We start from the raw sequence: 18,250 nt of genomic DNA on the forward strand, positions 1-18,250 counted from the left end.
GCATTTTGTTGAGGCTGGTCAACGCGAAGGGGTAACTTTACGTGAAACGGCCTCAGTTGCGACGCAATGGAACGGTCATTAAAATGTCGAATCTGCGCTTTCCTCAGGGAACAGACATGGTGCACCTTTTCCGGACTTCGCTCGGTGTGATGGCGCTCGCGGCGGCCGTTTTCGGCCCCGGCGGCGGGGCGCTGGCCGCCAATGGTCCGTTCCTCGCGCACCAGGCGTTGTATGACCTCAACCTCGTCAAATCGCGCTCCAATTCGGTCAACAGTGCCCGCGGCCGCATCCTCTACAATTTCACGGGGAACGCCTGCGAGGGCTATACCTCGGAATTCCGCCAGGTCTCCGAGCTCGACAGCGGCGAGGGCAAGGTCACGCTCAGCGATCTCCGCTCCAATTCCTGGGAGGACGCCGCCGGCAAGAGCTACCGCTTCAAGATCGAGACGCGCATGAATGAGGCGGATGCCGGCCGCGTCGACGGCTCGGCCGAGCGCGACGGCGACCACATCAACGTCAAGCTGAAGCTGCCGGCGCCGAAGAGCTTTACCCTCGACGGCAAGATCGTGTTCCCGACCGAGCAGATCCAGCGCATCATCGCCGCCGCCAAAGAGGGCAAGTCGCTGCTCGAGCTCTCCGTCTATGACGGCTCGGACGACGGCCAGAAGGTCTACAACACGCTGACCGTGATCGGCCAGCCGATCCCCGCCGACCGCGCCACCTCGTCCGATCCGTCGACCTCGGACGAGCACATGAAGTCGATGAAGCGCTGGCCCGTCACCGTCAGCTATTTCGATCGCGACGCCCAGCAGAAAGAGGGCGAGCAGACGCCGGTCTATGCGATGTCGTTCGAGCTCTACGAGAACGGCGTCTCGCGCCAGCTCGTGCTCGATTACAACGATTTCGTGATCTCGGGTTCGATGGGCAAGTTCGACGTCAAGGATAGCAAGCCCTGCAATTGAGGGGGCGCGCGCTCTCCTCCGTCATTGCGAGCCAACGGGTCCGCGCGGCGCGCGGCCCGATGACAGGCTCCGCGAAGCAATCCAGAATCCCTCCGCGGAACGATTCCGGATTGCTTCGTCGCTTCGCTCCTCGCAATGACGGGCTAGCTCTCAGCTCGCTCTCCAGCTACGCTCCTCCGAACGACAAACTCCGGGAGCGCCTCCATGCCGAAGCTCGACCATCTCCGCCCCAGCGGCCTGCATCACAATCCCGCTTACTCCCACGTCGTGACTGCTACCGGTGCGCGCACCATCTACATCTCCGGCCAGGTGTCGGTGGACGAGGAGGGGCGCATCGTCGGCGAGGGCGATATCGCCGCGCAGACGACGCAGGTGATGCAGAATCTCGGCCACGCCCTGAAGGCGGCCGGGGCGACCTACGCCAACATCGTCAAGATCACGACGTTCGTCGTGAACTACAAGCCGGAGCTGCGCCCGATCATCGGCAAGGCCCGCTCCGCCTTCTTCGAAGGCATGGAGCCGCCGGCCTCCACGCTCGTCGGCATCTCTGCGCTCGCCGCGCCGGAATGGTTGATCGAGATCGAGGCGGTCGCAGTCGCGGATTGAGGTCTTTCCTTTAGCCCGGATGCCTCCGGGCTAAAGGCGCTTCGCGCCAGACAACTCCTGCAGAGCAGCCATCGCCTCGTCGGCCCTGTCGGCGGGCACGAAGAGATGGTCGTGGTGGAAGGCCGATACGGCGTTCACGCTGATGCCGGCTTTGGCCAGGCGCGCCGTGATGGCTGCCAGGAAGCCGACCGCATCGAGTGCGGAGTGAACCGTCAAGGTGATGAGGTGCGAGGGGAATGCGTAACGCAATCCCGTCGCTTCGGCTTCCTCGCGCAGGACAACACAGGTCGTTCCTTCCCGCTCGCGGAACGTCAGGAGCGGATTGAGTCCTGTGGGAATGCTTTCGTTTGCCGGGATCGTGCAGAACACGAAGATGCCCGGCTGCATCACCGGCTTCATGTGTTTGAGCAGCGCGTCGAGATCGCGTTCACCCGGCATCACTCCTGCGCCTTCTCCGGTCCGTCATAGGCGATGCCGCGGATCACCGCGGCGCTGCCGAACTTCTTGCGCAGGCTGTCCACTGCGCGCTCGGCGTGCGCGGCGCGGCGGTCGAGCATGTCGGTATCGTCGCTCGCTGAGCCTTCGCGCAGCGCGCTGACGCCGGCGCCCATCAGGCGGAAGGCGGTGCCGTCGATCTCCTTGGCCAGCATCTCGCGACAGATCGAGAAGATCTTCGCGGCGAGCTGGGTCGGGGCCGCAATGGACTGCGAGCGGGTACGCTGGCGGAAGTCGGCGGTCTTCAGCTTCAGCGTCACGGTGGAGCCGGCGAACTCGCTGCTCTTGAGCCGCGACGACGTCTTCTCGCACAGCCCCCACAAGATCTTCTCCAGCGTCGCGAAATCGCGGATGTCGGTCTCGAAGGTGGTTTCGCTGGAGATCGTCTTGGCGCCGCGGTCAGGCTCGACGCGGCGGTCGTCGATGCCGCGCGCGAGCCGCCACAGCCGGCGTCCGTCGCTCGGAAACTGCCGCATCATCTCGATCTCGTCGGCCTTCTGCAGGTCGGCGATGATGCGGAAGCCGCGCTGCACGAGGCGCTCCTGCGTCGCTGGCCCTACGCCGAAGATGAAGCCGACCGGCTTTTCCGCCAGCATCGACCGGGCTTCCTCCTGGTCGAGCGCGGCAAAGCCGCGGGGCTTGTCGAGGTCGGAGGCGATCTTGGCCAGGAACTTGTTGCAGGACAGGCCGACCGAGACGGTGATGCCGATGTCGCGCTCGACGTCGCGGGCAAAGCGCGCCAGCACCTTTGCGGGGATCATGCCGTGCACGCGCTCGGTGCCGGAGAGATCGAGGAAGGCCTCGTCGATCGAGAGCGGCTCGACCAGCGGCGTCAGCGCCTGCATGGCCTGGCGCACCTCGCGGCCGACGCGGACATATTTGGCCATGTCCGGCCGGATCACGGTCGCATGCGGGCAGGCCTCCAACGCCCTGAACATCGGCATCGCGGAGCGTACGCCATAGGTGCGGGCGATGTAGCAGGCGGCTGACACCACGCCGCGTTTTCCCCCGCCGATGATGACGGGCCTGTCGGCGATGTCAGGATTGTCGCGCTTCTCGACCGTCGCGTAGAAGGCGTCGCAGTCGATATGGGCGATGGTCAGGCCAGCCAGCGCGCGGTGGCGGACGAGGCGAGGGGAACCGCAGGCCGAGCAGCGCCGCACCTCCATATCCAGGTCGGCCAGACAATCCCGGCAGAAGCAGCGGGGCCCGGCCGGGTCGGCGGCCGTCACGGCACGTCGCGCTCCCAGGAGGGGTCGCCGAGCGCGTCCCCAAGGACCTGCCGCGCTGCGGCAACGTTGGTCGGATGCAGCTCCGAGGCGCTCGCGAAGGCCTTCACGGTGGCGTCATCGCGCAGCACGAAATCGAGCACGTTGAGGAGGAAGTTCGGGTCCGAGGCGGCGTTCCGGAGGGTCTCAGGGCCCACACCTGTCTCAGCCAGGAACAGGCCCAGCCGCTCGGGCTCGCTCGCGACGAAGGACAGCGCCTGAATCGCAACGATTTCAGCGACTTCGCGGGGGTTGTGAACAGGCTTTTTCACGGGCCCGATTTGCCTTTCCGTTAACTTTCGGTGTCTACTTTGCATCATGCCCGAGTCTCGTGCCTGAGTCTTGCGACCCCGGGGGCAAGCAACCGGAAACCACATCGCAGAAAGTGGCCCCTCGGCTTTAACGAAACTAGAGCGAATCTGAGGCTAGTTTGAATCCAGTTTTCGAAGCGCCGGAAAGCGGCGCCTGAGGCGTCACATGTATCCGGCTTCGCGCCAATCAGGAGGACGGGATGGCTAAGACCGTCCTCATCGTGGAAGACAACGAGCTCAACATGAAGCTCTTCCGCGACCTGTTGGAGGCGCATGGTTATCAGACTTCGGGCACCAGCAACGGGTACGAGGCGCTCGATCTCGTTCGCAAGATGCGGCCCGACCTCGTGCTGATGGATATCCAGTTGCCGCAGGTCTCCGGCCTCGAGGTGACGCGCTGGATCAAGGACGATCCGGAGCTGCGCACCATTCCCATCGTCGCGGTCACGGCATTCGCGATGAAGGGCGACGAAGAGCGCATCCGCGAGGGCGGCTGCGAGGCCTATTTGTCCAAGCCGATCTCGGTCGGCAAATTCATTGAGACGGTCCGGCGTTTTATCGGATAGGAAGTGAGTTCAAAGTGTCCGCGCGTATCCTGGTTGTCGATGACGTTCCTGCCAACGTCAAACTCCTCGAAGCCCGCCTGTCCGCCGAATATTTCGACGTGATGACCGCCTCGAACGGCACCGAGGCGCTGGCGATCTCAAGGCGCGCCGAATGCGACATCATCCTGCTCGACGTGATGATGCCCGACATGGACGGTTTCGAAGTCTGCCGCCGCCTCAAGACCGATCCGGCCACGCATCACATTCCCGTCGTCATGGTGACAGCGCTCGACAGCCCCGCCGACCGCAACCGCGGCCTGGAAGCCGGCGCCGACGACTTCCTCACCAAGCCCGTCTCCGACGTCGTGCTGATCGCGCGCGTGCGCTCGCTGACCCGGCTGAAGATGATGACCGACGAGCTGCGCATGCGCGCCATCACCTCGCTCGAGATCGGCATGCAGGCGCCCGAGCGCAGCGCCGTCGCCGACACCGGCAAGGGCGGCCGCATCCTTCTGGTCGATGATCGCGAGTCCTCCTACGAGCGGCTGGCGACGATCCTCGCTGCCGAGCACACCATCGACGTCGAGCCGAACCCGACGGAGGCGCTGTTCCACGCCGCCGAGGGCAATTACGACCTCCTGATCGTCTCGCTCGACCTCAACAATTTCGACGGCCTCAGGCTGTGCAGCCAGGCACGCTCGCTGGAGCGCACGCGGCATGTGCCGATCCTGGCCATCGCCGACCCCGAGAATTCGACGCGGCTGCTCCGCGGCCTCGAGATCGGCGTCAACGACTACCTGCTGCGCCCGATCGACAAGACCGAGCTCTTGGCCCGCGCCCGCACCCAGATCCGCCGCCGCCGCTACACCGATCATCTGCGCGACAACGTGCAGAACTCGATCGAGATGGCGATCACCGACGCGCTCACCGGCCTGCACAATCGCCGCTACATGGAGAGCCATCTCGCGACCCTCGCCGAGCAGGCCTCGATCCGCGGCAAGCCCCTGGCGCTGATGATCCTCGACATCGACTACTTCAAGTCGATCAACGACAATTACGGCCACGACGCCGGCGACGACGTGCTGCGTGAGTTCGCGGTGCGCGTTCGCAAGTCGATCCGCGGCATCGATCTCGCCTGCCGCTACGGCGGCGAGGAGTTCGTCATCGTGATGCCGGAGACCGATCTTCACGTCGCCGGCATGGTCGCCGAGCGCCTGCGCCGATCGATCGCCGGCGAGCCGTTCGCGATCCACAAGGGCACCAAGCGCATCGAGGTCACGATCTCGATCGGCCTCACCACGCTGGAGCGGAAGGGCGAGGCGGTTGCCGATGTCCTCAAGCGCGCCGACACCGCGCTCTATCGCGCCAAGCACGACGGCCGCAATCGGGTGGTGTCGCAGGCGGCGTGAGGCCGCCGCGACACAAAACTGCGAAAACAACCCCATGCACAGTAGCCGGCGCCAGCTGGATCAATGGCTTGCGCGGGTGGCGGACCGGCTTGCGTCGGCGGCAGCGTCATTTGACTCGTCGGGCAAAACAGGAGCATATTGGTAAGGTCGCGAAATGGTCCTGACGAGTAGTCAGGCGTCCGCGCTTCCTCCACATCCTCAGTCGTCGTCCCTGCGAACGCAGGGACCCATAACCCCAGGGAGCGGTTATGGCGTGAGCTGGCAACCACGAGTCTTCGCCCAACTTCTCCCTGTGGTTATGGGTCCCGGCTCTGCGCTCCGCTTCGCTGCGCTTGTCCGGGACGACAGTGATTATTGTGGCGCGGACTTGCGTCCCTTCACCGGCTCCGCATCACCACCCAGATCCACACCCGCATTGCGCAGCAGCACCTTTGCCGCTTCCTTCGCGGCGCGCGCCATCGCGGGGTCGTCACGCACGAGATCCTGCGCGATGGAGCCGTCGACCAGCAGCACCAGCTGCGTCGCCAGCGCCTCGGCATCGGCGACGCCGAGCTCGGTGAGCCGCTCGCGAAACCAGATGCGGCGGCTTTCCTTGAAGGCGATCGCGATCTTCTTCACGGCGCGGTCGGCGGGGCCGAGCTCGGCGACCGCATTGACGAACGGGCAGCCGCGAAAGTCTTTCGCCGCGAAGCGCCGCTCGAGCGAATCGAACGTTGCGAGGATCTGCTCGGCCGGCGGCTTGTCGGAGGGGCGTGCGCTGACGAAGCGGCGCTCGAGATAGGCCGCGATCAGCGCGTCCTTGGAGGGGAAGTGGTTGTAGAGCGTGCGCTTGGAGATGCCGACCTCGGCCGCGATGGTGTCGACGCCGATGGCGCGAATGCCTTGCAGATAGAACAGCTTGTCGGCGGTCTCGAGGATCCGCGCTTTCATCGTCTGTTGTTTGGGCGGGGGAGCCATGCGGCAGCACGCGTCCTGTTCGCTTGACAGCACCTGACATCCATAGCCTCTGTAAACAGGTCTGTGTACCCAAAATCAACGGCAAAAGCAGACGACGGCATTTGCGCCGTGCCGACGAGGGAGAAGAAAATGCCCCTGCTGCAGGTCCTGCGTCCGACATTGCCGATCCTGATCGGCGCCTCGATCATGCTGACGCTGAGCATGGGGCTGCGGCAGAGCCTCGGCATCTTCATGCAGCCGCTGACGCACGACATCCACATTTCGATCTCGGATTTCACGCTGGCGCTGGCCGTGCAGAACCTCGCCTGGGGCTTTCTCCAGCCGCCCGCCGGCGCGCTCACTGCGCGCTACGGCTTCCGCCCGATCATGATCGCGGGCGCGCTGATGTACATTGCGGGGCTCGCGCTGATGGCAACCGCGAACGGGCTCGTCAGCATCATGATCGGAGCGGGCGTGCTGATCGGCACGTCCCTGGCCTGCACCGCCGCGGCGATCGCGATGTCGGTGGCGGCGCGTGCGGTGCCGGAAACGGTGCGCTCCACCGTGCTCGGCATCGTCTCCGGCGCGGGCTCGCTCGGCGCGCTGTTGTCGGCGCCGATCGGGCAGATGCTCAACGAGGGTTTCGGCTGGCGCATCGGCCTTGCTGGATTCGTCATTATGTCGGTGCTGATGATCCCCGCTGCCTGGTATGCCGGTCGCGTCGACAGGATCCCGCTGCCGAAGCCGGCCGCCGACGAGATCGACGATGCCACGGCGGCGGCCGCGGCGAGGACCGCATTCGGCAATGCGTCCTTCGTGGTGATGACCTGCGCCTATCTCGTCTGCGGCATGCAGCTCGTGTTCCTCACCACGCATCTGCCGTCGTATCTGGCGATCTGCGGCCTCGATCCCATGCTCAGTGCGCAGACGCTCGGCATGATCGGCGGCTTCAACGTGCTGGGCTCGCTGTTCTTCGGCTGGGCCGGCCAGCGCTGGAACAAGCTGGCACTGCTCGGCGGCATCTACATCCTGCGCTCGCTGGCGCTCGCCTGGTACTTCATGCTGCCGGCGACGCCGTTCTCGACGCTGCTGTTCGGCGCGATCATGGGCTTCTTGTGGATGGGCGTCGGCCCGCTGGTCGCGGGCGCGGTCGCCGAGATGTTCGGCCTGCGCTGGCAGGCGATGATCCAGGGCCTCGCCTTCATGAGCCACCAGATCGGCAGCTTCCTCGGCGCCTATGGGGGAGGGGTGCTCTACGACGCGCTCGGCTCCTACACCATGGCCTGGCGCATCGGCGTGGCGCTCGGCCTCGCCGGCGGCATCGTGCAGGTCGCGTTCGCGCTGATCAGGCCGTCGCAGCCGCCGGTGTTGCGGACGGCGTAGCAGGGCGACCGGTCGCTTTCGTCAGCTTGGGAGCTTACAGCGGACGCCGCGCTGTTAGGAGCGGACGTCCAGGGCTTCGGCTGAGGTCTGCGTTGTCGAGCGAAGCGCACACCGCTTCGCGTCAAGAAGACGCGTCAAGGCCAGAATGCAGAGCCGTTCCGATTCCATCAGAACGGGAAAGGCTCCTGGATGACCAGGAATGGCGCCCCGGCGTAGCCCAATCGGACGCCATGTCGCAGTCTGCCTTGCCAGGAGTTGTCGGACGTCAAGTCGACTGATCACAAAACCGCTAGCACGCCCCTCGCCACAGGGACTAAGACATGGAATGGGCGGGCCATACGACACATTGGACACTTGAGACCGGAGCTAAGGTGTGGCTGAGGACCAATTCCGGATTTCACGATTATCCACCGGCAGGAACCGACCTGCCGATCATACTCGGTGATGCAACTGTCATCAGCACGCGGGTGGTGAGCTCGTCGCCGAGCAAACTTGTCCTCGAGCTGGACGACGGTCATCTCCGAGGTCTGACGCCGGGCGCTTCACGCCTATCGCCTCGCGGATTTCCCGGCTCGGAGTGGATCGTGCAGCGGCGCGTGTAGCTAAGCGGTAGGCCCCTTGTCACGCGCCGAACGAAACGATTTGTACCGATCAATCTGGTTTGCAAGGCGGACCCAGCTTTGCGACAGAGACTTCAGAAGCCTTGCTTCAGTCTCGTCGCGGGCTGATTGCATCAAGCTTAGGCATTCAATGGACTGGGCTCGACAATGTTTCACCGTTTCCATGAATGCTCCCCACCCTAATGGCCAAACCTGTCCACTAGCTTGACATTCTTCCGAGCGAAAATCTGTGGGCTGGCTCACATTTTTTACTGCGCCTGGTTCCGCCGCCATAAATGCGCTGAGCGTGGTCGACAGCATCGAGCAAGGCAAGCCAGCGCCAAACTCGCAATGACGCCGTGGAAAAAGAGTGGCGCGTCGATCTCCTTCTCGTGCCCCGGACGCAGCGCAGCGTCCGTAGCGGAGAAAATGAGAACGGGGCCCGTGAGGGCCCCGTCAAAGTCTTCAACGTCCCGCGATCTTACTTGATCTTGGCTTCGCGGAATTCGACGTGCTTGCGCGCAACCGGGTCGTACTTCTTCTTGACCAGCTTGTCGGTCATGGTGCGCGAGTTCTTCTTGGCGACGTAGTAGAAGCCGGTGTCGGCCGAGGACACGAGCTTGACCTTGATGGTGACCGCTTTGGCCATGTTCTGAACCTCAGAATATCGGGGAATCTGGAGCCGGCCAAACGGCCCGCGTTGGCCGGCAACCTAGCCAGAAACCGCCTGATGTCAAGGTTTCGAAGCGTTTTCGAGCGAAGTGGACACCGGTTCGCGTCAAGAAAACGCGTCAAAACAACAACCTAGAGCCACGAAGGGGCTCTAGGCCCCGGAAAACCACTCAAAACGGCCTGATCAGGCCTCGAAGAACCGGTTTTTCGGCCGCGGCAGGCCCAGATTCTCCCTCAAGGTGGCCCCTTCATACTCTTTGCGGAAAATCCCGCGCTTCTGGAGCTCCGGGACGACCTTGTCGACGAAATCGTCGAGGCCGGCGGGCAGGAACGGGAACATGATGTTGAAGCCGTCCGAGCCGCGCCCGACCAGCCATTCCTCCATCTGGTCGGCGATGGTCTTTGCGGTGCCGACGAAGGACAGGCCGCCATAGCCACCGACGCGCTGGGCGAGCTGGCGCACGGTGAGCTTTTCGCGGGCGGCGAGATCGACCATGCGCTGACGGCCGCTCTTGCTGGCGTTGGTCTCGGGGATATCAGGCAGAGGGCCGTCGGGATCGAAGCCGGAAGCATCGGTGCCGAGGATGACGGAGAGCGAGGCGATGGCGCTGTCGTAATGCAGGCGGCTGTCGAGCAGGGCGCGCTTCTCCCTGGCCTCGTCGACGCTGTCGCCGACCACGACGAAGGCGCCGGGCAGGATCTTGAGGTGCTCGGGATCGCGGCCGACCTTCTCCATGCGGCCCTTGATGTCGGCGTAGAGCTTCTGGCCGTCGGCGAGGCTGCCGCCGCCGGTGAACACGGCTTCGGCGGTCTCGGCCGCGAGCTGCTTGCCGTCTTCGGACGCGCCGGCCTGCACGATCACCGGCCAGCCCTGCACGGGCCGGGCGATGTTGAGAGGGCCGCGCACCTTCAGGTATTTGCCGTGGTGGTCGAGCGTGTGCATCTTCTGCGGATCGAAGAACAGGCCGCTCTCGACGTCGCGCACGAAGGCATCGTCGGCGAAGGAATCCCAGAGGCCGGTGACGACGTCGTAGAATTCGCGGGCGCGCTTGTAGCGCTCGGCGTGCTCCATGTGGTCGTCGAGGCCGAAGTTGAGTGCGGCGTCAGGGTTCGAGGTGGTGACGATGTTCCAGCCGGCGCGGCCACCGCTGATGTGATCGAGCGAGGCGAAGCGGCGTGCGACGTGATAGGGCTCGTCGAAGGTGGTCGAACCCGTCGCGATCAGGCCGATGCGCTCGGTGACGGCCGAGAGCGCCGACAGCAGCGTGAACGGCTCGAACGAGGTCACGGTGTGGCTGCGCTTGAGCGCGTTGATCGGCATGTTGAGGACGGCGAGGTGGTCGGCCATGAAGAAGGCGTCGAACCTGCCGGCCTCGAGCTTCCGGATCAGCGTCTTGATGTGCGAGAAGTTGAAATTGGCGTCGGGCCAGGCCCCGGGATAGCGCCATGCGGCGGTGTGGATGCTGATCGGGCGCATGAACGCGCCAAGCTTGAGTTGCCGTTGTGCCATCGCCCGGGGTCCGTTCTTGGTGACGCTCGGGAAGACATAGGGACGCGGCGGAGCTCCGCCATTGGGGAGGGCAGGAAGAATTTTTCGTTCTTGAGCGTTATCTCAGCATGTTCGCGCCAGCCTCTCCGCTGTCGTCCCGGACAAGCGCAAACGCAGATCCGGGACCCATATCCACCGGCTCTGGTTTTGCGAGGACTCGCGGTTGCCTGCTCGCGCCATACGTCTGCCTGTGGCTATGGGTTCCGGATCTGCGCGCGCTTGAGGCGCGTTTGTCCGGGACGACGAGCGGGGATGGGCGCGCCGCGCAATGGCGGCCTAGCTCAAAATATCCTTCTGCATCTTGCCGCCGTAGAAATGGAAGAACGGCACCGGCGCCTCGTGGCTGAGCGGGCCGGTGGCAAGGCGGGTGTCGAGCTCGTTGAGCACGTTGCGCGTCATCGGATGGAGGTCGGCGAGCGGTTTCGAGCCGAGTTCGACCCAGACCAGCTCGACCAGCTCCGCATCGGCATGGATCACGCCCTCGACGCGGTGGGTGATCGCGGAGGCATCGGCGGTGAAGAAGCGCGTGTCGAACCGCTTGACGCGGCCGGGCGGGGTGATCGCGCGCGCGATCAGGAACAGGCTGGACGGATCAGGCAGCAGGCCCGCATCCGCAAACGGCTTCCAGGGGCCATCGAGCCTCGTCACCTTGCCCTCGGCCTTGCGGCCGAGGCACAGGCCGGTTTCCTCACAGGCTTCGCGGATCGCGGCAATGGCGAGCGATTTCGCGCGCGAGGCCGGCGTCTTCGGGCTGCCCTTGGCGAGATTGGCCTCCAGCTCCGCGGTGATCGGCGCAGCACATGGCACGCGATAGTCGGCCTTGTCGACGCGGCCGCCCGGGAAGACGAATTTTCCGGGCATGAACACCACCTTGTCGTGGCGCTTGCCGACCAGCACTTTCGGAATGGCGCCGCTGCGATCGACCAGGATCAGTGTCGCCGCATCCCGCGGGCGGAAATAGGGATGATGGTCGGCTTCCTTCGCCTCGTGAACTTTTGCCTTCTCCTCGGCCTGCGCAATATCCGTCATGTCCTCACCCAAACCGCTTCTTGCTTGTTGCTTACACAGGCGGAATACCATCCGGAGGGTTCTCGTCAAACCCGTGCATGCGCAGAGCCCATTGCAAGCCGACCACAGCTCCCTTTACCGGCTGCAGCAGCGCGAGCGAGGCGACGAAGGTGAAGGGCAGATAGGCGGCAAAGCTGATCCAGACCGGCGTGGTGTAGTTGGTCTCGATCCACAAAACGCCCGGCACCACGACGTGGCCGACGATGACGATGACGAGATAGGCGGGCAGATCGTCGGCGCGATGCGGCGTGAAATCGAGGCCGCATGTCGCGCAATTGTCCGCCGTCTTCAGGAAGGCGCGGAACAGCTTTCCCTCGCCGCAGCGCGGGCAGCGGCCGCGAAAGCCGCGCTTCATTGCCGTCCAGAGGTCGCGCTTCTCGACGAGACCGCTCTCGCGCGTCCAGATCTTCGGGGCCGTGCTCATCGTCACCATGCCTTGCCCTTCTGTCCCTTGCCTTTGCTCTTGCTCTTCTTCCCCTTGCCGGGCTTTTTCTTCTCCGGCTTGCGTTTTCTCTCCGGGCTGCGTCCAGGATGCGGCTTGGATGATTTTCGCTGCGGGCGGAACGGCCGGCGCTCCCGTGGCGAGCTGTCGCTCTCCGACGACAGCAGCTCGAAGCGCAGTGCGCCCGCAATCGGGGCTGCTTCTATCAGACGGACGTCGACGACGTCACCGAGCTGATACGTCGTGCCGCTGCGTGTGCCGACCAGCGCGTGACGGCTCTCGTCATAGTTGAAATATTCCGTGCCGAGGGATCGGATCGGGATCAATCCGTCGGCGCCGGTCTCGCTCAGCTTGACGAACAGGCCTGCGCGCGTGACGCCGGAGACGCGGCCCTGGAAGCTTGCGCCGATGCGATCGGCGAGGTGATGGGCGATCAGGCGGTCGACTGTCTCGCGCTCCGCCTTCATCGCGCGCCGTTCGGTCACAGAGATGTGGGCGGCGACCTCGCTCAAGCTCTCCGGCGTCTCGCTGTCGGGCAGGGCGCCTTCACCGAGGCCGAGCGCACGAACCAGCGCACGGTGCACGACGAGGTCGGCGTAGCGGCGGATCGGCGAGGTGAAATGCGCGTAGCGGCGCAGGTTCAGGCCGAAATGGCCGTAATTCTCGGAGGAATATTCGGCCTGCGCCTGGGCGCGCAGCACGACTTCGCTCACCAGCGGATAGTAGTCATGGCCTTCGAGCTGGGCCAGCACGCGGTTGAACAGCGTCGGGCGCAGCGCGCCCGATTTCGTGAAGGGGACGTCGAGCGTCTCCAGAAATTCCGCGAGGGCGTGGACCTTCTCCAGCGTCGGCTCGTCATGCACGCGGTAGATCAGCGGCAGCGATTTCTTCTCCAGCATCTCGGCTGCCGCGACGTTGGCGAGGATCATGAACTCCTCGATCAGCTTGTGTGCATCGAGCCTTTCAGGCACGACGACGCGATCGACCGTGCCGTCGCTCTTGAGCAGGATCTTGCGCTCGGGCAGATCGAGATTGAGCGGATCGCGCTCGTCGCGTGCGCGCTTGGCGCAGGCATAGGCGGCATAGAGCGGCTTCAGGATCGGATCGAGCAGGGGGCCGGTCGTGTCGTCCGGCCGCCCGTCGATCGCGGCCTGGGCCTGCGCGTAGCTCAACTTCGCGGCCGAGCGCATCAGGATGCGGTGGAAGCTGTGCGAGCGCTTGCGCCCGTCGGGGCCGAGCACCATGCGAACCGCGAGCGCGCCGCGCGGCTCGCCGGGCACCAGCGAGCAGAGATTGTTGGAGATGCGCTCGGGCAGCATCGGTACCACGCGGTCGGGGAAATAGACCGAGTTGCCACGATCGAGCGCATCGCGATCGAGCGCGGTGCCCGGCCGGACGTAGAAGCTGACATCGGCAATGGCGACGTTGACGATGAAGCCGCCTTTGTTGTTGGGATCGTCGTCGGGCTGCGCGTGGACCGCGTCGTCGTGGTCTTTTGCGTCCGGCGGATCGATCGTGACCAGCGGGACGTCGCGCCAGTCCTCGCGTCCCCTGAGATTGGCGGGCTCGGCCGCCTCCGCCTCGTGCTCGGCGGCGGCGGAGAATTGCAGCGGGATGTCGTGAGCGTAGATCGCGATCAGGCTGATCGCTTTCTCGGACTTGACCGAGCCGAGCTTCTCCTTGACGCGGCCTGAGGCGAGGCCGAAGCCGCGCGAGCGGACGATGTCGACGCTGACGAGGTCGCCATCCTGCGCGCCACCTGAATCGGCCTTGGCGATGTTCAGCTCACGGTCGGCGAATTTCTTGTCGACGGGAACGAGCCGTCCGCCGCCTTCGGGAAGCTCGCGGAACACGCCGAGGATGCGACTCTTGGCCTTGTCGATGACCTTGATGATGCGGCCGCGCCAGGCCGGGCCTTCGGTCTCCTCCGAGCGCTCGACGCGCAGCAGCGCACGGTCGCCGACACCGGCGGCGGTGCCGGGTTTTGGCCGGCGCGGCATCTCGATGAGGATCTTCGGCGGCTCGCCGCTCTCGACCTCGTCCCATTCGGCGGGGGAGGCGATCAATTCGCCGTCGGAGTCGCGGCCGGTGATGTCCGCGAGCAGCGTCGGCGGAAGCGTATCCGGCTCCGAGATCTTGTGGCGCTTCTTCTTGACGATGCCGTCATCGGCGAGCTCGCGCAGCATGCGCCTGAGCTCGGCGCGATCGGCGTTCTTCAGGCCGAACTCGCGTGCAATTTCGCGGGTCCCGACATTTCCCTGATTTGCCTTGATGAAGGCGACGATGGCGTTCCTGTCGGGAAAGCCATGGTCATTCTTGCGTTTCACTTAGCCTCTAACTCTTGCCGGCACTCTTCTTGGCCGGAGTATTTGCAGGATTCTTGGTGGCGGCGGCCTTGGTCGGCGACGTCTTGGCGGTCGACGGCACGGCGGCGCGCGCCTTGCTGGTGGATTCGGATTTGGTTTTGGCCGCGGCTTTCTTCGCGGCCGGCTTCTTCGGTTTTGGCGCGGAATCTTCGCCGTCCGCCGTTTTCTCTGCAGTCTTCTTGGCCTTGGCCGGCTTGGCCGCTTTCTTCGCCGCCTTGGTGGTCTTCTTGCCGCCGCCCTTGGCCGCGCGCTCGTCGATCAGCGCGATCGCCTGTGGCAGGGTGATCGTATCCTTCTCGAACTCGGCCGGGATCGTCGCGTTGACGCCGCCGGCCGTGACATAGGCGCCGTAGCGCCCGCTCTTGACGGTGACGGTGCCGAGCGTCGGATGATCGCCGAGCGCCTTGCCGGGATCCGCGCCGAAGCGGCGGCTCGGGCCCTTGGCGACCTTTTCGGCGATCAATGTCACCGCGCGGTTGAGGCCGATGTCGAACACTTCGTCGCCGGCTTCCAGGCTGGCGTAGGTCTTGTCGTGCTTCACGAACGGTCCGAAGCGGCCGAGGCCGGCGGTGATCGGAAGACCGCTTTCCGGATGCTTGCCAATCTCACGCGGCAGCGACAGCAGTTTCAGCGCGAGCTCGAGGTCGACATCGCCGGGCGAGGTGCCCTTCGGAATGCCCGCGCGCTTGGGCTTCTCGCCTTCTTCATAATCCTTCTGCTCGCCGAGCTGGATATAGGGGCCGAAGCGGCCGGCCTTGACCCAGACATCGCGACCCGTGTCGGGATCCTGGCCGAGCGAACGGTCGGCAGTCGTCTCGCTGTCGGCGGCGAGCTGGCGGGTGTAGCGGCATTCCGGATAGTTCGAGCAGCCGACGAAGGCGCCGAACTTGCCGGCCTTCAGGTTCAGCCGGCCGGTGCCGCAGTTCGGGCACTGGCGGACGTCGCCGCCATCGGAGCGGGCGGGGTAGATGTGCGGACCCAGCATCTCGTCGAGCACGTCGAGCACCTGCGCCACGCGCAAATCCTTGATGTCGTCGACGGCGCCGATGAAGTCGCGCCAGAAGTCCTTCAGCACCTGCTGCCAGGAAATCTCGTTGTTGGAGATGCGGTCGAGCTGCTCCTCGAGGCCCGCCGTAAAATCGTATTCGACGTAGCGGCTGAAGAAGCTTTCCAGGAATGCGATCACGACGCGGCCCTTGTCCTCACCGTGCAGGCGCTTCTTCTCCAGCTTGACGTAGCCGCGGTCCTTCAGGACCTGCAGGATCGAGGCATAAGTGGAGGGCCGGCCGATGCCGAGCTCTTCCATGCGCTTGACCAGGGATGCTTCCGAGAAGCGCGGCGGCGGCTCAGTAAAATGCTGGGTGACGGACAGGCTCTGCCGCTTCAGGGCGTCGTTCGGGCTCATCGCGGGCAGGCGGCGGGAATCCTCGTCTTCCTCGTCGTCGCGGCCTTCCTGGTACAGCGCCAGAAAACCGTCGAACTTGATGACCTGGCCGGTGGCGCGCAGCTCCAGCGTGCGGGAGCCTGCCTTCGCCGTGATGTCGACGGTGGTGCGCTCGAGCTCGGCGGATTCCATCTGGCTTGCGATCGTGCGCTTCCAGATCAGCTCGTAGAGCTTCGCCTGATCGGCATCGAGCCTGCGGCTCAAGCTGTCGGGGCGGCGGGAGAGGTCGGTCGGGCGGATCGCTTCGTGCGCTTCCTGGGCATTCTTGGCCTTGGCCTGGTACTGGCGGGGGCTATCCGGAACATAGGCGTTGCCGTAATCCTCGCCGATCACCTTGCGCGCCTGGGTGATCGCGGACGGATCGATCTGCACGCCGTCGGTACGCATATAGGTAATGAGTCCGGTGGTCTCGCCGCCGATGTCGATGCCCTCGTAAAGGCGCTGGGCGATGCGCATCGTGTGCGCCGGCGCAAAGCCGTATTTGCGGCTGGCTTCCTGCTGCAGCGTCGAGGTGGTGAAGGGCGCCTGCGGATTGCGCCGCGCCGGCTTGGCATCGACCGCGGTCACGGTGTAGCTGGCTGCCTCCAGCGCCTTCTTGAAGTCTTCGGCTTCGGCGCCGGTGCCGATGTCGAGACGCTGGATCTTCTTGCCGTCGGCGCCGACGAGGCGGGCCTCGAAGGTGTCGCCGCGGGGGGTGAGCAGGGTCGCGATCAGCGACCAATATTCGCGCGGCACGAACTTCTCGATCTCGAGCTCGCGGTCGCAGACGAGGCGCAGCGCCACCGACTGCACGCGGCCGGCCGAGCGCGCGCCCGGGAGCTTGCGCCAAAGCACGGGGGAGAGGGTGAAGCCGACCAGGTAGTCGAGCGCGCGCCGCGCCATGTAGGCGTCGACCAGCGCGCCGTCGATCTGGCGCGGATGCTTCATCGCGTCGGAGACCGCCTGCTTGGTGATGGCGTTAAACACCACCCGCTCGATCTTCTGGTCCTTCAGTGCGCGCTTTTCCTTCAGCACCTCCAGCACGTGCCAGGAGATGGCCTCGCCCTCGCGATCAGGGTCGGTGGCGAGAATCAGACGGTCGGCGCCCTTCAGGGACCGGGCAATCTCGTTGAGCCGGCCGGCCGCCTTGGGATCGACCTCCCAGATCATCTTGAAATTGGCATCGGGATCGACGGAGCCGTTCTTCGCGGGTAGGTCGCGGACATGGCCGAATGAGGCCAGAACCTCATAGGACGAGCCCAAATATTTGTTGATCGTCTTGGCTTTCGCCGGCGACTCCACGATGACGATATTCATGTAGTTCCAGTAACTTACGGGGAAATCTTGGGCCGAAAACGAAAGGACTCGGGTCGGCCGTTTCGACCCGAACATGGGTGGTGCGGCCTCCGCTGTCAAATCGAGGGGTGTTGAAAGCCGCCTCGATGGGAAAAGTTTCATATCGAGAAAGTTGCAAAATACCACCTTGGAGTTGCGGTCGATGTGGGCGTAATGTTGCTGCTGGGGCCATGGATTCGGGTGGGGGTCTTGGTAACTAAGCCAAAGAAACGGAAGCGTGCCGCATTGGGCGCGCGGGGAGGCTCGCGCCACGAGGAACCAGGGGAGGGCGGCGCGGACGAGGCGGTCGCCTTCATCGCCGAGCAGACCGGAGCATTGCGCAAGCTCGCCGAGCGCCACAAGCTCGACGTGCTGCATTATCTCCTGGGCATGACCAAGCTGGAGGCCGACGAGCATCTGCGGCTGCGGACCAAGCGCAAGCTGTCGTGACGAGGCTGGTTGGCTTGGCGTGAACTATCGCGTTCGACCGACGACAAAGCCAATGTGGAGAACGCATTCAATCTCTCGAGCCTTGCGGACAAGCTCCGCAACGATGTTCGTAGCCTCGTGATCATGGTGGCATTGATCGGAGGCTTGATCCTTTGGTTTGCGACCGTCGGCTGGACCGATCGGGTGACCTATCGCGGCGTCGATCAAGCCTGGTTCGAGCCCGGTCGCGTCCATCTCAAGACGGAGCCTTCCGGTCATTACACGATCGAGCGGAATGCGGACTTTGCCGCCATGAAGGTCGGCTGCGTTTACGATCTGAACTACGAGGCCGAGTTCGGCCGGCGCCAACGCGCCGATCGCCTGAAAATGGTTCGCAGGGCTACCCTGGTCGGATGCTAGCCAGAGTTCGCGCGCATTGACGGTGTGGTGGC

17 protein-coding genes are annotated in these 18,250 nt (G+C 64.7%); 7 read left to right on the top strand and 10 right to left on the bottom strand.

Annotated elements, in window-relative coordinates; all coding sequences use genetic code 11:
• Positions 1–116: 116 nt before the first annotated feature.
• Together IVB23_RS37950 and IVB23_RS37955 are read left to right on the top strand one after the other, a co-directional pair.
• Complete coding sequence (locus IVB23_RS37950; RefSeq protein WP_247802014.1) at positions 117–962, top strand: cell envelope integrity EipB family protein; 846 nt, start codon at positions 117–119, stop codon at positions 960–962.
• Between the two features lie 204 nt (positions 963–1,166).
• Positions 1,167–1,568, top strand: a complete 402-nt coding sequence (locus IVB23_RS37955) for a RidA family protein (RefSeq protein WP_247802015.1) — start codon at positions 1,167–1,169, stop codon at positions 1,566–1,568.
• Positions 1,569–1,598: 30 nt separating this feature from the next.
• On the opposite strand, the gene IVB23_RS37960 is transcribed toward IVB23_RS37955, so the two are convergent.
• The 3 genes from IVB23_RS37960 to IVB23_RS37970 are packed head-to-tail and all read right to left on the bottom strand — an operon-like array spanning position 1,599 to position 3,603.
• A complete protein-coding gene (locus IVB23_RS37960; protein WP_247802016.1) occupies positions 1,599–2,006 on the bottom strand; it encodes an ACT domain-containing protein in 408 nt (135 codons plus the stop codon).
• The gene (locus tag IVB23_RS37965) at positions 2,006–3,295 is read right to left on the bottom strand and encodes a DNA polymerase IV (protein WP_247802017.1); all 1,290 of its coding nucleotides are present in this window, start codon (positions 3,293–3,295) and stop codon (positions 2,006–2,008) included. Before IVB23_RS37965 ends, IVB23_RS37960 begins: the two co-directional genes overlap by 1 nt.
• Positions 3,292–3,603, bottom strand: coding sequence for a DUF3572 domain-containing protein (locus tag IVB23_RS37970; RefSeq protein ID WP_061877289.1), 312 nt, complete (start codon positions 3,601–3,603; stop codon positions 3,292–3,294). Before IVB23_RS37970 ends, IVB23_RS37965 begins: the two co-directional genes overlap by 4 nt.
• Positions 3,604–3,842: 239 nt before the next feature.
• Here IVB23_RS37970 and IVB23_RS37975 point away from each other — a divergent pair, with 239 nt between their 5' ends.
• Both IVB23_RS37975 and IVB23_RS37980 read left to right on the top strand, forming a co-directional pair.
• On the top strand, positions 3,843–4,208 hold the full coding sequence (locus IVB23_RS37975; protein WP_035709808.1) for a response regulator: 366 nt from the start codon (positions 3,843–3,845) through the stop codon (positions 4,206–4,208).
• A 14-nt stretch (positions 4,209–4,222) separates the two neighbouring features.
• A complete protein-coding gene (locus IVB23_RS37980) occupies positions 4,223–5,596 on the top strand; it encodes a PleD family two-component system response regulator (RefSeq protein ID WP_061877290.1) in 1,374 nt (457 codons plus the stop codon).
• 351 nt (positions 5,597–5,947) lie between these two features.
• Here IVB23_RS37980 and IVB23_RS37985 read toward each other — a convergent pair whose 3' ends face one another.
• Positions 5,948–6,553, bottom strand: coding sequence for a TetR/AcrR family transcriptional regulator (locus tag IVB23_RS37985; protein ID WP_061877291.1), 606 nt, complete (start codon positions 6,551–6,553; stop codon positions 5,948–5,950).
• Between the two features lie 129 nt (positions 6,554–6,682).
• Between IVB23_RS37985 and IVB23_RS37990 the strand changes: the two genes are divergently transcribed.
• Positions 6,683–7,915 carry an MFS transporter gene (locus tag IVB23_RS37990; protein WP_247802018.1) on the top strand — a complete coding sequence of 411 codons (1,233 nt, stop codon included), beginning with the start codon at positions 6,683–6,685 and terminating at the stop codon, positions 7,913–7,915.
• A 1,080-nt stretch (positions 7,916–8,995) separates the two neighbouring features.
• Here the strand turns inward: IVB23_RS37990 and rpmG are convergent.
• From rpmG to topA, 6 genes are all read right to left on the bottom strand, one after another.
• Complete coding sequence (gene rpmG / locus IVB23_RS37995) at positions 8,996–9,163, bottom strand: 50S ribosomal protein L33 (RefSeq protein WP_007603295.1); 168 nt, start codon at positions 9,161–9,163, stop codon at positions 8,996–8,998.
• 207 nt (positions 9,164–9,370) lie between these two features.
• Positions 9,371–10,696, bottom strand: coding sequence for an LLM class flavin-dependent oxidoreductase (locus tag IVB23_RS38000; protein WP_247802019.1), 1,326 nt, complete (start codon positions 10,694–10,696; stop codon positions 9,371–9,373).
• Between the two features lie 315 nt (positions 10,697–11,011).
• A complete protein-coding gene (locus tag IVB23_RS38005; RefSeq protein WP_061877348.1) occupies positions 11,012–11,764 on the bottom strand; it encodes an NUDIX domain-containing protein in 753 nt (250 codons plus the stop codon).
• Positions 11,765–11,795: 31 nt separating this feature from the next.
• A complete protein-coding gene (locus IVB23_RS38010) occupies positions 11,796–12,236 on the bottom strand; it encodes a DUF983 domain-containing protein (RefSeq protein ID WP_061877294.1) in 441 nt (146 codons plus the stop codon).
• Complete coding sequence (gene rnr / locus IVB23_RS38015) at positions 12,230–14,572, bottom strand: ribonuclease R (protein ID WP_247802020.1); 2,343 nt, start codon at positions 14,570–14,572, stop codon at positions 12,230–12,232. The genes IVB23_RS38010 and rnr overlap by 7 nt, the downstream gene beginning before the upstream one ends.
• 7 nt (positions 14,573–14,579) lie before the next feature.
• Entirely contained in the window at positions 14,580–17,351 is a 2,772-nt protein-coding gene (gene topA / locus IVB23_RS38020) for a type I DNA topoisomerase (RefSeq protein WP_247802021.1), read from the bottom strand.
• Positions 17,352–17,615: 264 nt separating this feature from the next.
• Here topA and IVB23_RS38025 point away from each other — a divergent pair, with 264 nt between their 5' ends.
• Together IVB23_RS38025 and IVB23_RS38030 are read left to right on the top strand one after the other, a co-directional pair.
• Positions 17,616–17,819, top strand: coding sequence for a hypothetical protein (locus IVB23_RS38025; protein ID WP_247802022.1), 204 nt, complete (start codon positions 17,616–17,618; stop codon positions 17,817–17,819).
• Between the two features lie 9 nt (positions 17,820–17,828).
• Positions 17,829–18,218, top strand: coding sequence for a hypothetical protein (locus IVB23_RS38030; protein WP_197966118.1), 390 nt, complete (start codon positions 17,829–17,831; stop codon positions 18,216–18,218).
• Positions 18,219–18,250: the final 32 nt, after the last annotated feature.

Origin of the sequence: Bradyrhizobium sp. 191, assembly GCF_023100985.1 — a bacterium.
Taxonomy (GTDB): domain Bacteria; phylum Pseudomonadota; class Alphaproteobacteria; order Rhizobiales; family Xanthobacteraceae; genus Bradyrhizobium; species Bradyrhizobium diversitatis.

Bases quoted from the DNA above. Each gene is read 5' to 3' on its own strand.
- IVB23_RS37985 (WP_061877291.1), bottom strand. From the start codon at position 6,553: ATGGCTCCCCCGCCCAAACAACAGACGATGAAAGCGCGGATCCTCGAG.
- IVB23_RS37990 (WP_247802018.1), top strand. From the start codon at position 6,683: ATGCCCCTGCTGCAGGTCCTGCGTCCGACATTGCCGATCCTGATCGGC.
- IVB23_RS37960 (WP_247802016.1), bottom strand. From the start codon at position 2,006: ATGCCGGGTGAACGCGATCTCGACGCGCTGCTCAAACACATGAAGCCG.
- IVB23_RS38000 (WP_247802019.1), bottom strand. From the start codon at position 10,696: ATGGCACAACGGCAACTCAAGCTTGGCGCGTTCATGCGCCCGATCAGC.
- rpmG (WP_007603295.1), bottom strand. From the start codon at position 9,163: ATGGCCAAAGCGGTCACCATCAAGGTCAAGCTCGTGTCCTCGGCCGAC.
- IVB23_RS37955 (WP_247802015.1), top strand. From the start codon at position 1,167: ATGCCGAAGCTCGACCATCTCCGCCCCAGCGGCCTGCATCACAATCCC.
- topA (WP_247802021.1), bottom strand. From the start codon at position 17,351: ATGAATATCGTCATCGTGGAGTCGCCGGCGAAAGCCAAGACGATCAAC.
- IVB23_RS37950 (WP_247802014.1), top strand. From the start codon at position 117: ATGGTGCACCTTTTCCGGACTTCGCTCGGTGTGATGGCGCTCGCGGCG.
- IVB23_RS38005 (WP_061877348.1), bottom strand. From the start codon at position 11,764: ATGACGGATATTGCGCAGGCCGAGGAGAAGGCAAAAGTTCACGAGGCG.
- IVB23_RS37975 (WP_035709808.1), top strand. From the start codon at position 3,843: ATGGCTAAGACCGTCCTCATCGTGGAAGACAACGAGCTCAACATGAAG.
- IVB23_RS38010 (WP_061877294.1), bottom strand. From the start codon at position 12,236: ATGGTGACGATGAGCACGGCCCCGAAGATCTGGACGCGCGAGAGCGGT.